General features: G+C 52.9%; 13 protein-coding genes. 3 read left to right on the top strand and 10 right to left on the bottom strand.

From position 1 onward, the window contains the following. Positions 1 to 26: 26 nt before the first annotated feature. From DW350_RS16275 to lptD, 8 genes are all read right to left on the bottom strand, one after another. Positions 27 to 485: a hypothetical protein gene (locus DW350_RS16275; RefSeq protein WP_115719947.1), complete on the bottom strand. Its 459-nt coding sequence runs from the start codon at positions 483 to 485 to the stop codon at positions 27 to 29. Beyond that, complete coding sequence (locus DW350_RS16270; RefSeq protein WP_115719946.1) at positions 485 to 2,488, bottom strand: methyl-accepting chemotaxis protein; 2,004 nt, start codon at positions 2,486 to 2,488, stop codon at positions 485 to 487. The genes DW350_RS16275 and DW350_RS16270 overlap by 1 nt, the downstream gene beginning before the upstream one ends. A 150-nt stretch (positions 2,489 to 2,638) precedes the next feature. Next, positions 2,639 to 3,445 carry a symmetrical bis(5'-nucleosyl)-tetraphosphatase gene (locus DW350_RS16265; RefSeq protein ID WP_115719945.1) on the bottom strand — a complete coding sequence of 269 codons (807 nt, stop codon included), beginning with the start codon at positions 3,443 to 3,445 and terminating at the stop codon, positions 2,639 to 2,641. After that, complete coding sequence (gene apaG / locus DW350_RS16260; RefSeq protein WP_226911342.1) at positions 3,445 to 3,813, bottom strand: Co2+/Mg2+ efflux facilitator ApaG/CorD; 369 nt, start codon at positions 3,811 to 3,813, stop codon at positions 3,445 to 3,447. Before apaG ends, DW350_RS16265 begins: the two co-directional genes overlap by 1 nt. 11 nt (positions 3,814 to 3,824) lie before the next feature. Next, positions 3,825 to 4,613, bottom strand: a complete 789-nt coding sequence (gene rsmA, locus DW350_RS16255; protein ID WP_115719943.1) for a 16S rRNA (adenine(1518)-N(6)/adenine(1519)-N(6))-dimethyltransferase RsmA — start codon at positions 4,611 to 4,613, stop codon at positions 3,825 to 3,827. Positions 4,614 to 4,617: 4 nt separating this feature from the next. Continuing rightward, entirely contained in the window at positions 4,618 to 5,595 is a 978-nt protein-coding gene (gene pdxA / locus DW350_RS16250) for a 4-hydroxythreonine-4-phosphate dehydrogenase PdxA (protein ID WP_115719942.1), read from the bottom strand. Continuing rightward, positions 5,592 to 6,842 (bottom strand): peptidylprolyl isomerase SurA, encoded by a 1,251-nt coding sequence (gene surA / locus DW350_RS16245; protein ID WP_319018099.1) that lies wholly within the window; start codon positions 6,840 to 6,842, stop codon positions 5,592 to 5,594. The genes pdxA and surA overlap by 4 nt, the downstream gene beginning before the upstream one ends. Before the next feature lie 53 nt (positions 6,843 to 6,895). Further along, positions 6,896 to 9,166 (bottom strand): LPS assembly protein LptD, encoded by a 2,271-nt coding sequence (gene lptD / locus DW350_RS16240; protein WP_192954716.1) that lies wholly within the window; start codon positions 9,164 to 9,166, stop codon positions 6,896 to 6,898. 99 nt (positions 9,167 to 9,265) lie between these two features. Here lptD and DW350_RS16235 point away from each other — a divergent pair, with 99 nt between their 5' ends. Genes DW350_RS16235 through djlA form a run of 3 tightly spaced genes read left to right on the top strand, consistent with a single transcriptional unit; the run spans position 9,266 to position 11,662 of the window. Continuing rightward, positions 9,266 to 10,210, top strand: coding sequence for an aminoglycoside phosphotransferase family protein (locus DW350_RS16235; protein ID WP_115719939.1), 945 nt, complete (start codon positions 9,266 to 9,268; stop codon positions 10,208 to 10,210). A 5-nt stretch (positions 10,211 to 10,215) separates the two neighbouring features. Continuing rightward, complete coding sequence (gene murU, locus DW350_RS16230) at positions 10,216 to 10,863, top strand: N-acetylmuramate alpha-1-phosphate uridylyltransferase MurU (protein WP_319018127.1); 648 nt, start codon at positions 10,216 to 10,218, stop codon at positions 10,861 to 10,863. Between the two features lies 1 nt (position 10,864). Then, positions 10,865 to 11,662: a co-chaperone DjlA gene (djlA, locus tag DW350_RS16225; protein WP_115719937.1), complete on the top strand. Its 798-nt coding sequence runs from the start codon at positions 10,865 to 10,867 to the stop codon at positions 11,660 to 11,662. Between the two features lies 1 nt (position 11,663). Here djlA and DW350_RS16220 read toward each other — a convergent pair whose 3' ends face one another. Further along, complete coding sequence (locus tag DW350_RS16220; protein ID WP_115719936.1) at positions 11,664 to 12,176, bottom strand: hypothetical protein; 513 nt, start codon at positions 12,174 to 12,176, stop codon at positions 11,664 to 11,666. A gap of 16 nt (positions 12,177 to 12,192) precedes the next feature. Further along, entirely contained in the window at positions 12,193 to 15,063 is a 2,871-nt protein-coding gene (gene rapA / locus DW350_RS16215; protein ID WP_115719935.1) for an RNA polymerase-associated protein RapA, read from the bottom strand. Positions 15,064 to 15,140 lie beyond the last annotated feature (77 nt).

Here is a 15,140-nt window from a genome sequence, read left to right as displayed (position 1 = left end):
TAAAAAACCCCGCTAAGCGGGGTTTTTTATTCATCCAGTATCCAATTGTCCGCTTGTCTTGCCAGCAATAATGTTGCTTGGCGTTGTTGTTTGTCGCCCCGTTGAAAGACGCCAAATTCCATTTCGATGGCTACCCCGCCTAAGCTCGAGCCAATCCGCCGATAAATGTCTGGCTGGCCTGTTGCCAAGGTTTGTGCGGCTTCCGGAAAGTTCATGGTAAATTCCAGTTGGTAGCTCAGCTGCACTTGCAGGTGTTTTTCATCAACTTTCTTTTGTTTTAGCAGTGTGACCTTATCTACTTTAAGAAAGCTATTTTTACCGACGGCGCCAATGTGCTGCGCGGCAGCCAACTTAAGTTGTTGCTCGGTGGGGCCAGTTGGTGAACAACCAACAATCAATAGCGCCAACAGTGTGCTAAAAAGCGCCGTGGTGTTGCAGAATAAAAAAACGCGGCCATGGCCGCGTTTTGGGTACCAGTTCGTCATCAGCTTATTTTAAAGCGTCTAACCGAGTTACGCAGCTCTTCTGACAATTTAGCCACTTCTTCACTAGAGCTGGCCGTTTGTTCGGCGCCCATTGCCGTTTCTTCAGCGATATTGACGATGGAAGTCAGTTTCTCGCTAATTTCCTGCGCCACCACACCTTGCTCTTGCGCTGCTTGAGCAATGTGCTCGCTCTTATCACGGGCTTCGCGAACGGCTTCGGTGATATGGCCCAGGGCCACGTCAGATTCTACCGATTTAGACACGCAGCTCTCGGCCTGGAATTTACCTTGTTCCATGGCTTCTACCGCTTGTTCTGCCCCTTGTTGCAGGGCTTCAATCATTGCCTGGATCTCTTGGGTAGATTGCTGGGTACGGGAAGCCAGAGTACGTACCTCATCGGCAACCACCGCAAAGCCACGGCCTTGCTCCCCGGCGCGAGCGGCTTCAATCGCCGCGTTTAATGCCAGTAAGTTGGTTTGGTCGGCGACGCCACGAATTACATCGAGAATAGAGCCGATGTTGGCACTGTCTTGATGCACTTTGTTGATAACCTGAGACGCGGAATCCACTTCTGCTGCCAGCATCTGAATGGTGCTTTTGGTATCGGCAGACAGCTGGCGTACTCGCTCGCTTTCTTGCTCGGCGCGTTTAACCGAAGAAAGGGTATCAGCGGCACTATGGGTCACTTGGTCAGCACTGGCGGAAAGCTCGGTGGTGGCGGTAGCAGCTTGGTCCACCTGGCTTTTTTGCTGCTGGATGCCCACTTTGGTTTGGGCAGTGATGGCAGAGGTTTCTTCGGCGCTCGCGGCCAACTGGGTTGAGCCGCTGGAAATGCCCTCAATCAATTCCCGCAACGAATCAATAAGGGTATTGGTGTTACGGGCCAGGGTGCCAAATTCGTCTTTGGACTGAACCTGCAAGCGCTGGCTCAGGTCGCCTGATGCCAGCACGTTAAGCATTTTGTTTACTTTATCCAGCGGACGGGTAATAGAGCGAACCACGTAGAAGCTGATAACCGAAGCGGCCAGTAAACAGATGATCATCACCGCAGCCGTGGTCATGTCGGCAGTGCCAACAGAGTTTTCGATATCGTTTTTGGTGTCAGAGGCAATTTTCTGTGACGCGGCTTGCAGCTTGTCGAGTGAACCGCGCAGGCCTTCGAGATTTATCTCTTCTTCCATCAAGGCACTTGCGGCCTTGCTATTAGCCGTTAATTGCTGGGTATGAAGGTCAATAATGCCGCTTGTGCCGGTGATTTTGCTACGCAACTCATCGGTTTTACTGCGCAGCGACTTAATGAACTTGTTGTCGTCGCCGAGGGTGCTGGCGATTTTGGTCAAGCGGTCGTCAATGTCTTTAATGGTGAAGTCCACTTCACCGGCGATGGTTTTCGCTTTCGACTCAGTAGTGGTCTTGTTGTATTCGATAACCGAAGTCGACAGTGACAGGAAGATGTTTTCCAGCTTGTTGGCGGCATTTGCGACGTCTTTGGAAACTCCTGAATCAATTAAATCAAGGATATCAGCGCTGGCATCATCGGACACGTCCGATATATTGGATTGCAGCTTTTTCGATTTATCCCGTAACCCAAGCGCTGTGAGCTTGGATTCAAACAGGCGCTGCTGGGCACCGGTCAGGCCATCAAGGCTGCCTTCCATGCTTTTAGATGTCTCAACCAATTCTTTCTCATTACGAATGAGGTTTTTAAAGGTTTTTAAAGAATCTTGAAGCTTGGTCGCTGCGCTGTTAGCCGTATCAACGAAGCGCAGGATCTCTTTACTATCGTCACTGTGATAAGCCTTTAAACCCAGCTCACTGAGAGTGGAACTACCCTGTTGCAGTTGGCTGACATTAATAACAGCACCAACGGCTAAAGAGGTTGCTCTTTGGACGCTTTTTTCAACACTGCTAAAGCCAATAAAAGAACTAATCCCGTTCCCTATTAGCAGCAAAGTAATAATCACGAAGCCCAAAACGATACGCTTGGCGACAGTGAGACTCATGGGGGACCCTCTGACAAAAACTTGACGGCATTACCCTATGCAAAAGGCTTGCCTATTCTCATTAGTTGGCCAAGTTTACCGGCTGGGTTGTATTAAGAATAGGCAGTCTCGACAGGCTACATGCTTGTATCGTCAAAAAGTTGAATTACTTTAGGAAATTGCTGGCTGTTGGTAAAAAAAATTGTTGTCGGCGCACCAAAGTGTGAGGGTGTTGCCCCAAACACAGCCAGTATCTAAGGCTTTAATGTCGGATCGTGTTAATTCACCTTCCAGCGCGGCCCAATGACCAAAGGCAACGGTGAAAGGCAATGGGCCGTGGAATTGATACCAAGGGATAAAGCCTTGGCTGATGCCATCGGCCGGACAGGCCTTGCATTTTAATTCCAAACTGCCGTCGGGGCGGCAAAATCGCATGCGGGTCAAACTATTGATGATGTAACGCAACAAGGGCGTACCGGTGAGCTCTGGGCTCCACTGGCTGGGTTCGTCTCCGTACATGTCTAACAGCAATTGCTGCCAACCCTCGTTTTGCAGGCCTTGACTGACCAAACTGCTTGCCGCCAGAACCTGCTCTTTTTGCCACTCAGGTGGAAGACCGGCGTGGCTAACTAAAAGCTTTTGCTCTTCGAACCAAAGGGCCAGTGGTTGACGGCGTAAATAACCACTGATGGCATCCTGGTCACCGGCGTCCAAAATCGCGTCAAGTTTGTCACTTTTCTTGGCTTTACGGTGGCCGCACAGAATGGCTAACAGATTCAGGTCGTGGTTGCCCAACACGGTTTTACAAGACTCGGGATGAGCCATGAAAAACCGTAGTACCTCCAGAGACTTGGGGCCCCTAGCCACTAAATCCCCTACGGAGACAAGGCGGTCTTTGCTGTGGTCAAAGGCCACTTTATCCAACAGTGCCATGAGCTCGTCAAAGCAGCCTTGGATATCACCAACAACGTAGAGCATTAGTTTACGACCTTGGGTACCGCGAGTCGGAAGATGGGAATGGAGGCTTTAAAATTATCACCGCTTTGCGGCTGCATTTCGTAGTGACCTTCCATGGTCCCAACCGGGCTTTCCAATACTGCCCCAGAAGTGTAGGTATATTCACTACCGGGTTGAATTGTGGGCTGCTGGCCCACTACTCCGGCGCCTGACACTTCCGTGGTTTTGCCGTTACCGTCGGTAATAAGCCAGTAGCGGTTCAATAATTTTGCCGCTTGGTTGTCGAGGTTACGGATAGTAATGGTGTAAGCGAAAACGTATTTGTCTTCGTCTGGTAAGGAGCGGTCTTCTAGATAGCGGCTATCCACATGGATCTGAAAACGCAGCATCTCACCTCCAATCATTTACTGCTTAGTGCATCAGCTAAGGCGGCATATTGTGCCAGGCTGAGATTTTCAGGGCGAGCACCGGGGTCAACCCCTAAGGCTGCCAGTTCCTCGGCAGAAAAATGGTTCTTAAAGGTATTGCGCACGGTTTTACGGCGTTGGTTAAACGCTTCTGTCAGCAACTGGCTTAATTTCTTTTCGTCGCGGACTTTAACCGGCCTTTCTTTATACGGTACCAGTCGCACCACGGCCGAATCTACTTTCGGGGGCGGCGTAAAAGCGTCTGGGCCAACGTGCAGTACCGGGATCACCTGACAGTAGTACTGTGTCATTACCGACAGGCGGCCATATTGTTTGGTACCAGGGCCTGCCGCCATGCGTTCTACCACTTCCTTTTGCAGCATGAAGTGCATTTCGTCGATGTAGTCTGTCCAATTAAACAGATGGAACAACAGCGGCGTGGAAATGTTGTAGGGCAGGTTACCAAACACTTTGAAAGGATGCCCCTCTTGATAAAGGGTGCCAAAATCAAATTTTAAGGCGTCGGCTTCATTGACGGTGATGCCATCGCGCTGGCGCAATCTTGCCGCCAAATCCCTATCAAGCTCAACTACCTGCAACTGGCCGGCTTCTTCTAAAACCGGTTCAGTTAAGGCGCCAAGGCCTGGGCCAATTTCCACCAGCACGTCATCTGGGCGAGGGTTAATGGCACGCACGATGTTGGCGATAACTTCAGCATCGTTTAGAAAGTTTTGGCCGAAGCGCTTGCGGGCACGGTGGCCCAAATGAACATTGTCGGTCATGTAATCAACGGTTAGCGAGTGCGATGGCTTGAGACATAGCCAGCTTCATGCTGCCTGCGTCCACTTCACCGGTACCGGCCAAATCCAGGGCAGTGCCGTGGTCGACTGAAGTACGGATAAAGGGCAGTCCCAAGGTGATATTGACGGAATTACCAAAGCCTTTGTGCTTGAGTACCGGCAACCCCTGGTCATGATACATCGCTAGCACCGCATCGGCATTATCAAGATACTTGGGCTGGAACAATGTATCGGCCGGAAGCGGTCCAACCAAGTCCATTCCCTGCTCACGCAGCATATTAAGGGTGGGCTCAATAATCTCCAGCTCTTCACGGCCAAGGTGGCCGCCTTCACCGGCATGGGGGTTAAGGCCACAAACATAAATACGGGGTTTGGCAATGCCAAATTTGCCCACTAAGTCTTGGTGCAATACCCCAATGACTTTCGTTAAACGTTCTGGGGTAATGGCTTTGGCCACATAGGCCAAAGGAATATGGGTAGTCACTAGCGCCACCCGCAAGCCTTCGGTGGCCAGCAGCATCACCACGTCACCAACATTAGCTTGCTGCGCAAAAAACTCGGTATGCCCGGAAAAGGCAATGCCGGCTCTGTTAATAATGCCCTTATGCACCGGGCCTGTTACCACTGCCGCAAAACGCCCGTCCATGTTGCCTTCACCGGCAAAGGCCAGGGTGTCGAGCACATAGTGGGCATTGGCCTCGTTAAGTTCACCAGCAATCACCTCTGCCTGAAGCTCAAAAGGTGCCAAGGTGAGAGTGCCTTTTTCCTGCGGCTGGGCCGGGCTTTGGGCATCGTAATGGCGTATCTCTAGCGGCAAACCCAGGCTTTTCGCCCGGGTTTTTAATAATGCTTCATTGGCACAAACCACAATTTCCACTGGCCAACTTTGTTGGGCCAGCATGACCGCCAGGTCAGGGCCGATACCGGCCGGCTCACCTGGGGTCAAGGCGATGCGTTGGATCATGATTTTTGATCCAAGATCTGGATATAGGCTTGGTTACGTTGCTCGCGTAGCCAGGCTGATGCTTCCTCACTAAATTTACGATTAAAGAGGATGCGGTAAGCCTTCTCTTTTTTCGCTTGTGCGGTGGCGTCAGTGGTGCGGGTATCGAGCAGCTGAATGATGTGCCAACCAAAAGAGCTACGGAAAGGCTCTGAGATCTCGCCTTTTTTCATGTGCTCCAGTACATCGGCAAAGGTTGGGTCATAAATTTTCGGGTCGGCCCAACCCAGGTCGCCGCCTTGGCTGGCGCTGCCGGGATCTTCCGAGTTCTTTTTCGCCAAATCGGCAAACTTGGCTTTACCTGCCAGCACTTCGCTGCGCCATTTTTCCAGCTCCGCCTTCGCTTTAGTGTCGCTAAGAATAACCGACGGTTTAAGCAGAATATGACGGGCGTGGTATTCGGTCAGCTCAACGGTTTTTTGACCGCGGATGCCATCAACTTTGATGATGTGAAAACCAGAGGCGCTACGCAGTGGCCCAATAATCTCTCCTTTAGTGGCGTTTTGCAGGGCATCAGCAAACAGAGTGGGCACTTCGTTGGCGTTGATCCAACCCAGGTTACCCCCTTCCAGAGCGTGGGTGCCGGATGAGGCAACAATCGCTAACTGGGCAAAGTCTTCGCCGTTATGCAAACGCGACAGCACTTTTTCGGCACGGCTTTTCGCGTCAGCAATGTCTTTCGGGGTCGGGTTTTGCGGTATTTCAATCAGAATGTGACGCAGGTGCAATTCAACGTTTTTGTCGCCTTGCTTATCTAACTGCTTCACCATCGCCTCAATTTCTTGAGGGCTGATTTGAATGCGGCGGCTAACAACGATACGGCGAACTTCACCTAAGGTCAGCTGTTTACGCACATGCTCGCGAAAGCTTGCAAAGTCGCCACCTTCAGATTCAATTTTCTTTTTCATCTGCTCAACGGTCAGCTTTTGCTCTTGCGCCATGTGTTCAATGGTTTGGTCGAGCTGCGCATCTGACACTTCCAAGCCTATACGCTTGGCAGTCTGCATTTCTAACTGTTCGTTGATCAGGCGGTCCAGCACCTGTACGTGCAAGATTTTGTCTGACGGCAAAGGTTGGTTGGACTCACTGGCGCTTTGTTTTACATCGCGCATCATGTCGTTGACGTCAGACTCGAGGATCACCCCCTGGTCGACGATGGCGGCCACCTTGTCCAGCATTTCAGGCTTAGCCTGTACTTGGCTGAACATCAGGACTCCGCCAGCCAGGGCGGCAAGGAATTTCAGGGTCATTCTCATGGATATCAGTAACTCAGGTTATAGGGCTCACGATAGCTGAAAAGCCCTTTACTTAATAGTTGTTCACCACTGGTACCGTGGCTGCCCAGTCCTCTGAAAATAAATTCAAAGCTGATGCTGTTATCGTATGTCGGCTGGCCCGCAAACTCGGCACTGTCCGACAAAATGGTATTCAGTCGACGTTTCGCTGTTAGCCTGAGGGCAAAGCAACAGGCTTCATATTCGATACCACCATAGGTTTCTTCTGCACGGTGCAAGGTTAAGTCTTCGTAATGGGAGGCAAATACCTTCCATATCGGACTAATAGCCCAAGCGCCGCTAAGACCAACCTGATCGATGTTTACACCATCCGAGATGTCACGAACATATCGGTGCGTAAACTGTAACAGCTTGTCATCACTGACCTTGTAATCGACCCGGAAGTTCCCTTTGTTGGTCTGTCCTTTTTCCGTGTCGTAAAGAATGTTACCGGAAACGCTCCAGCTTTTGTCGATTCGTAGATCAAGTTCACCGGCCAGCGCCGAGGTGGAGGTAGTGACCTGGCCGGTGTTGCTGTCGAGACCCACTTCCGAACTTTTCAGGTAAATGATCTGCCCCACCGAGACCCGAAGGCGCTCTTGGTTCTTCTGGTCGAACAGGCGGCTGGTTACACCTAAGGTAATTTGGTTGGCATCGGAAATGCGGTCCAAGCCCGAATAACGGCGGTCCCGAAACAGCGAGCTGTAATCTTCGCCCAGCAGGCTGGTGTCGTAGAGGCCAATATCGGTCTGATCTTCTTTTGGAATAAACAAATACTGGAACTGCGGTTCCAGGGTCTGCCGGTAATCCCTATCGTCGTACTGGAACTCTCGTTCAAAGTTCAACTTACCGTATACCCGAAGCTGCGGCAGGGTGCGGGAGACATTCTTCGCCAATTGATTAGACGGATCGTGCTGCTCATAAAAGGTTTGGTAAAGCTTCAGCTCGGTGGTGAAGTTACCTGCCGGGCTGTTGAGCGGCAAAGAAAAGGTTGGCTCGATATGCAGCCGCTGCGCTGTCGGCTCTGACTGGTCGTCGTTGTCAAAGGAGGTCAATTCCGAATAAAAGTCGAAATCCAAGCCATGCCAGAAGTTGGCATCTTCCCTAGATAATGTCAGCCGGGGTACGGCTTTATAGGGTGATGGGTAATCCCCAAGCACCTCAAAATCTTTCACATCAGCGGTGAAGTTCCAGCCGTATGACAGGTAAGCAATACCGCCATAACGGTTAAGCTGGGTATCGGTTGATGAACCCAATGGCGAGTCTAAGTCAACAAAATAGGCGTCGTCACTGATGGCGGTGTAGTTAACGTTATAGCGCCAGTGCTCGCTGGCTTTACCGGTGGTTTGCCAGTTAAACAGATAGCGGTCTTTATTTTCGCCACTGTATTTTTCGTCGTTCGGCAAATACTCGATGTTGAATTGGCCGAGGTCATCGTCACCAATCAGATAACGAAATTGCGCGTTGAGCTGCGTGCCCCTGTCAGACATATAACGAGGGGTAATGGTGGCATCAAAGTTGGGCGCAATATTCCAGTAAATCGGTTGGGCAAATTCCAAGCCGCGTTTATCACTGGAGGTAAAAGTGGGGTAGAGCAAGCCGCTTTTACGGTCGCTGGTTACCGGAAAGCTGAAATAGGGGAAGTAGAAAACGGGCACATTATAAATATCAAATTTTGCGCCCCAGGCCTCACCCCAGCCATCGTCTGGGTTGATATAAATTTTGTCGGCATTGACTGCCCAGGTTGGGTCATCCACCGGGCATGTGGTGAAGGTACTGCCGACCATGGTCAGGCCTTTGCTCTGCGACATGCTCAGCTGCTTGGCCGTGCCGCGAGCAGTACCCCCCAGCAAGCGATAAGCCACATTGTCTAGCTGGGCTGAGTTGGTATCGGTGCGGGCGTTGAGGGTGTCGCTACTTAGCTGTACGGTGCCGTCATTAAAGGTCACTTTGCCTTTGGCTTTCAGTTGACCGTTCTTGCGGTCCAGCAACGCCTCATCGGCACTCAGGGTGCGCGTTCCCTGGCAAATTTTGACGTCACCTTGCAACAAAGCCGAATCATTCTTCTCCATCACCGCCTTTTGGGCAGTGGCAGAGATCGCAGTTTGACTCAGGGCTTTTTTATCTTGTGCCTTGCCGGTTTCGGCCTGTTGTTGGGGCAGTGGGCAAGTGTCGTCTACTTTTTTTTCTGCTGCCAAAGCTTGGCTTGTACTGGCAGCAACAGCTGATAACAGCAACCAATGGCGGACTCTAGTCACGCTCCTTCCCATGTCGCTCTCGCTCTGTTGACCCTCTCGGCCGATTTATCCGAGAGGCGAATCATAATGCAATTTTCCCGCTCCGGCTATTGAGCTATAGTGGCCGCCACTATGCGAGATATTCCTTTCGATGCCCTTCAATCTTGGGCCTGCAGCCAACTCGGCTTACAAAGTGCGGTGCTTGAACCCTTAACTGGCGATGCCGGTACACGCCGTTATTGGCGGCTCGCTCAGCCGCAAGGTTCCACTATTGTTGTGGCCTACCCCGAGGGCGAAGCCAGCCAGGCCAGTCATTTCGCCTTTCTTGCCCACGCCTTGGCACAACAAGGCATCAGGGTACCAGAGCCCTTAGCGATAAGGGATACCTGGATGTTGCTTCCTGACCTAGGTGACCAGCCTCTGAGCACTGTCAGCCATGAGCTTAGGTTAGCTTGGTACGGTAAAGCCGTTAATCTTATCGCAAAAATACAGCAACTTAACCTGCCTTTGCCGGAAGCAGGGCTACCTTTTGTTAAGCGTAAACGGGATTTGTTTCAAGACTGGTATTTAAGCCGCCATCTTGGAGTAAGTCTTGAGCTAGGGCAACTCGACGGCATTTTTTCTTACCTTTTTGATAACTTTTTTGTCCAGCCTAAGGTGCCTGCGCACCGTGACTACCACGCCCGTAATTTGCATCGGGTTGGCGACGAGTTAGCGGTTATCGATTTTCAGGACTTGCAGCTGTTGCCGCTCACTTACGATGCGGTGTCCTTGATTCGCGATAGCTACGTTGATTTAAGCGAAGCCGAAGAAAACACCTTAATTACCCAGGCCTTTTCACGCCAGGCTTTTACCAAAGACCCCGAGCAGTTCAGGCGCTGGTTCGATTTGACCGGTATTCTTCGCCAAATCAAAATATTGGGTATTTTTTGCCGCCTGCATTATCAGGATGGCAAGTCCGGCTATTTAAACGATTTGGCACCAACGCGGCAAAAACTGCTGCGGGTGGCACGGCGTTATCCGGCCTTGGATGCTTTGGTGGGGCTGTTGGAGGAGACACCGTGAAAGCCATGATCCTGGCTGCCGGGCGTGGCGAGCGGATGCGCCCTTTAACCGACCATACGCCAAAGCCGCTACTCAAAGCGGCTGGCTTGCCGCTGATTGAGCATCATCTTTGGCGGTTAAAGTCGGCCGGTATCACTGACGTTGTCATTAATACGGCCTGGCTGGGGGAACAGCTTCCCAAGACGCTGGGGGATGGCAGCCGCTTTGGCCTTCGCCTGCTGTTTTCCCATGAAGGCACAGCGCTGGAAACGGCTGGCGGTATTCGCCGTGCCTTGCCGCTGCTGGGCGGTGGTGATTTTTTACTGGTTAACGGCGATGTCTATTGCGACTGCAACTTGCAATCGCTGCTAAGTGCTAATGCGCCAACCTTGCTGCTGGTGGACAACCCGCCGCAGCATCCTGGTGGCGATTTTGGCTTGCAAGACGGGCGAGTCGTTAACCAGCCAAAACAGTTCACCTACGCCGGTATTGCCCTATTAAGCAGCGCGCTGTTTCAAAGCCTTGGCGATGGTGTTGCGGCGCTGGGGCCGCTGCTGCGCCAATGGGCTGACGCCGGCATCTTGCATGGCCAGCACTACGGCGGCTATTGGCAAGATGTGGGCACCCCGGAGCGCCTTAGGCAGCTTAATCAGTATTTGGAGGATAAGCGTTAACATGTGGGGACGTATTGTCGGCCTGTTGTTGGGCCTGGCCTTTGCGCGGTTACCGGGTGCCGTATTGGGCTTTGTGGTGGGCTGGTGGTTTGATAAAGCCCTTAAGCGCGATTTTAACGGTGCCGGTTTTGGCAAAGTGTGGAATCGCTTGGATGAAGCCGGCCGGGAACGCATTTTCTTTCACACCAGTTTTGCGGTGATGGGCCATTTGGCAAAAGCCAAAGGCCGGGTGCGTGAAGAAGATATTGCCGCCGCCAGCGGCTTGATGGACCGCCTTGGTTTAAAAGGTGAAAAACGCCGCGCCGCCCAAGAAGCCTTTCGTGAAGGTAAGTCTCCTGGTTATCCATTAGAAGCGTCGGTGTCGGCGTTAGGGGAAGCCCTGGCGGGGCAGCGCGAGTTATTGCAGTTGTTTATGGAAATTCAGGTGGCGCTGGCACTGGCTGACGGCAACCTGCAAGTAGAAGAGCGGCGGGTGTTGGAAAGAGTGCGTAAAAGCCTTGGGCTGCCTGAGCGCATGCTGGAAGGGCTTATTCGCATGGCAAAGGCGGGGCAAGCCTTTACCAAGGCGCCGGAGCAGTCTCGCTATGCCCGTATCAATGACGCCTATGAATTGCTGGGCCTTAGCCGCGATGCCGACATGCAAACGGTGCGGCGCGCCTATAAAAAAGCCATGGCCGAACACCACCCCGACAAGCTGATGGCCAAGGGCTTACCGCCGGAAATGCAAGAGCTGGCCAAAGAACGGGCTCAGGCCATTCAAGCGGCTTATCAGCAGATAAAGGCCCACAAAGAAAACTGAGTTAGTTGAGCTCGCGGTCCAAGGTATAGAGCCAGCCTTTAATAATGCCGGCTAGCTCCTGGCTTTCGCCCGGGGTGTCGGCGCGCAGTGCTAACGCATAAAAGCGGCTATTGGGCTGGGCCGGCAGTAATTTTTGCCGCAGCGCTAAATCACCTTCCAACGGTAAGCGCGGGGCGTTGACTAAATCCAGGGTGGGTTTTCCAATGGCATCCACTTTGTAAGTGGCATTGATAAAAATGCAGCCACGAAAATTGCCGTCTTCGCAGCGTTTGAAAAGGCTGCCATCAGAGGTTAACAGCAGCTGTTCTGGCTTGGGTTGCCAATCCTTGGGCAACTGGCTGTAAAGCTCCACTAAAAAGCCTTCGGCCTGCAGTGCTTGTGGCAGTTCTTTGGGCAGATACCCGGTTGCTACCAGCTCTGCTTTGGCATCGCCTACCGGCACGAAGCGCTGCGGCTCTTCGGCTTTTGCTACCCATGGCAGCAGTAACATCATCAAGAGCCAACAGCGTTTCATATTGTGCCTCAGAGACTTACTCGTTCACCACCACGATAAGCCGCACCATGTCCAGGCGCAAGCTTGCCGCTGCCACGTGTTTGAGCAAGGCGGCCTTACGGCTGGCAAGGGCGTCGATTTCGTCGTCGCGAATGCTGTCATTTACCGCCTTAAGCGCTTTTAAGCGGGCCAACTCTCCACCCAGCTGTTGCTCGATACGGTCTTTGGCCGTGGCGATCAGCGCATCCACCTGCGGCGCCACTTGTTGCTGCGCTTTTTGAATGTGGTTGTGAATAAGGCTTTGAGACGCCACCGCCAATTTGGCAGCAGTGTGGCGCTTAATGGGCGTTAGCTGGCGGTTGAAGTTATCAAACAACACCTTGGGCGCCAGATCGGTACCGGTTTTGTCCAGCAGCATACGCAGCGGCGTTAGCGGCAGGTAGCGGTCAAGCTGCAGTGATTTAGGGGCTTGGTGCTCGGTAACAAACACCAGCTCCACAAAGGTAGTGCCCGCCGGCAGTGCTTTGTTTTTCAGCAGCGCCACCGAGGCGTTACCCATGTCGCCGGTTAATACCGCGTCCATGGCTGACAGCACCAAGGGGTGATCCCAGCTTAAAAACTGCACGTTATCGCGAGACAGCGCGTACTCGCGGTCGAAGGTGGTTTGAATGCCGTCTTCTTCCAGGCCGGGCAGGGCGGTGAGCATACGCTCGCCTGGGCGTAGTAGCTGGGTGTAATCGTCCAAGTCTTCCTGGTCGACACCAAATACGTCCAGCACCTGGGTAAGGAAAATCGGCAGTTTGGGGTCGTAATCGAGGGTGGCAATGTCGGTGGCGAGCTTTTCACCGCGGCCAGCCCCTTGTGATGCCAGTTCCAGCAAACGGTCGCGGCCCGCTTCCATTTCAGCCATTAAGGCGTGGCGGCGGTTGGCAGCATCGCCGATAAGCTGCTCAAAAGCGGCGTTGTCATCGGCTAATAGCGCTGCGGCCAGGCTTTGTTGCTGAGCTTCGTAAACGGCGCCTCCCACCGGGCAGGTGGCTTCAAAGGCATTAAGACCCTGGTGATACCAGCTCATCAATCGTGCCTGGGCCGATTCTGCCAAGTGCGGCACATAAATCTCCACCACCCGCTCCTGGCCAATGCGGTCCAAGCGGCCAATACGCTGCTCAAGCAAGTCAGGATTTAGCGGCAGGTCAAACAGCACCAATTGGTGGGCGAACTGGAAGTTACGGCCTTCAGAGCCTATTTCCGAGCACAGTAAAATCTGCGCGCCGTCTTCGTCGGCGAAAAATACCGCGGCGCGGTCACGTTCGATAATGGACAGTTCTTCATGGAAAACCGCGGCTTGAATAGCGTGCTTTTCCCGAAGGTAATCGTTAATGGCCTGCACCTGACGACGGCTATGGGCAATAAGCACCACTTTTTCGTTGTTGTTGTGTTTTAAGTGCTTAACCAGCCACTGCACCCGTGGGTCGTGCTGGCACCAGCTGTTACCGTCGTCGTCTTCAAAGGCTTGATAAATGATTTCTGGGTTGAGTTGCTCTTCGAGTTTTTCCGCCTCGCTTTTGCGCCCAGCCATCATTTTGCCAACACGAATAGCGGTGGCATAAGCGTCTGGCAGTGCTAGGGCCTGGGCATACAGGCGACGGCCGGGAAAGCCTTGCACACCGGCACGGGTGTTACGCAGCAGCACCCGGCTGGTGCCGTGGCGGTCAATCAACGCCGACACCAGTTTCTTACGGTCGTTATTATCGCCTTCGGCAAGGGCGGCGAGATCTTCACCCCAGGCGGCAATTTTGGCTTTGTCATCGGCCGCTAGCGGTTCATTTTCCAGTAGCTTTTGCGCCACTTGCGCCAGCGGTTGGTATTGGGCTTCTTCTTGGCAAAACGCCTGGTAATCGTGGAAGCGCTCGCTGTCTAACAATCGCAGCCTGGCAAAATGGCTTTGGTGGCCAAGTTGGTCAGGGGTGGCGGTGAGTAGCAGCACCGACGGAATGGATTCGGCCAAGTCTTGAACCACTTGGTATTCGCGGCTGGGGTTATTTTCTTGCCAGGCCAAGTGGTGGGCTTCGTCCACCACCAGCATGTCCCAGTCGGCGGCTAATAGCTGCTCAAAACGGGGTTTACGCTTGGCGATCAGTTCCAGGCTAACCATGACCAGCTGCGCGGTATCAAAGGGGTTGTCGGCGTCGTGTTCGGCTTCCTCTAAACGGCTTTCGTCAAAGAGCGCAAAATTGAGGTTAAAGCGGCGACGCATTTCTACCAGCCACTGGTGCATCAGGTTTTCTGGCAGCAGTAGCAAGACACGCTCGGCAAATTCGGCGCGCAGTTGCTGGTGAATGATCATGCCCGCTTCCACGGTTTTACCCAGGCCCACTTCATCGGCCAGCAGTACCCGTGGTGCTTGACGGTTACCCACCTCGTCAGCGATGTAAAGCTGGTGGGGGATGAGGTCCATACGGGCGCCAATCAGGCCACGCAAGGGGCTTTGCGACAGCTGATGCATCTGCTCTAGGGTTTGGTAGCGCAGGGTAAACCAGTCGGTGCGGTCAAGCTGGCCGGCAAAAAGGCGGTCTTGCGGTTTATTGAGGTTAATGACCCCATCAAGCAGCGTTTCACGCAGGCTGGCTTGCTCGCCGTTGTCTTGGCGGCTGCCTACATAGGTAAACAATCCGTTGTCTTCTTCAACCTGCTCAACGGTCAGGCTCCAGCCGTCATGGCTTTTGATGGTGTCCCCAGCACGAAAACTCACGCGAGTAATGGGGGCTTCGGTTTTACTGTAAAGGCGGGTTTCACCGCTTACCGGGAACAACACTGTCAGAGTACGGTTGTCCAGGGCTACAACAGTCCCCAGACCGAGTTCAGATTCGGCATCGGCAATAAAGCGTTGGCCAAGAGCAAGTGACATCAAAAAGCTCCGAAGTCGAAGAAGGCGGCGTATGTTACCCAAGACCTCAATGCTAGGCAAAAACCTCAAGCCTTGAT

This window comes from Gallaecimonas mangrovi, from assembly GCF_003367375.1.
Classification (GTDB): domain Bacteria; phylum Pseudomonadota; class Gammaproteobacteria; order Enterobacterales; family Gallaecimonadaceae; genus Gallaecimonas; species Gallaecimonas mangrovi.
Note: the sequence above shows the minus strand (reverse complement) of the source record. Positions and strands in the feature narration are given on the sequence as shown.

Coding starts and splice junctions, on each gene's coding strand:
- DW350_RS16275 (WP_115719947.1), bottom strand. CDS start 485: ATGACGAACTGGTACCCAAAACGCGGCCATGGCCGCGTTTTTTTATTC.
- DW350_RS16265 (WP_115719945.1), bottom strand. CDS start 3,445: ATGCTCTACGTTGTTGGTGATATCCAAGGCTGCTTTGACGAGCTCATG.
- rsmA (WP_115719943.1), bottom strand. CDS start 4,613: ATGACCGACAATGTTCATTTGGGCCACCGTGCCCGCAAGCGCTTCGGC.
- surA (WP_319018099.1), bottom strand. CDS start 6,842: ATGTTCAGCCAAGTACAGGCTAAGCCTGAAATGCTGGACAAGGTGGCC.
- pdxA (WP_115719942.1), bottom strand. CDS start 5,595: ATGATCCAACGCATCGCCTTGACCCCAGGTGAGCCGGCCGGTATCGGC.
- DW350_RS16270 (WP_115719946.1), bottom strand. CDS start 2,488: ATGAGTCTCACTGTCGCCAAGCGTATCGTTTTGGGCTTCGTGATTATT.
- murU (WP_319018127.1), top strand. CDS start 10,216: ATGATCCTGGCTGCCGGGCGTGGCGAGCGGATGCGCCCTTTAACCGAC.
- rapA (WP_115719935.1), bottom strand. CDS start 15,063: ATGTCACTTGCTCTTGGCCAACGCTTTATTGCCGATGCCGAATCTGAA.
- djlA (WP_115719937.1), top strand. CDS start 10,865: ATGTGGGGACGTATTGTCGGCCTGTTGTTGGGCCTGGCCTTTGCGCGG.
- DW350_RS16220 (WP_115719936.1), bottom strand. CDS start 12,176: ATGAAACGCTGTTGGCTCTTGATGATGTTACTGCTGCCATGGGTAGCA.
- apaG (WP_226911342.1), bottom strand. CDS start 3,813: ATGCTGCGTTTTCAGATCCATGTGGATAGCCGCTATCTAGAAGACCGC.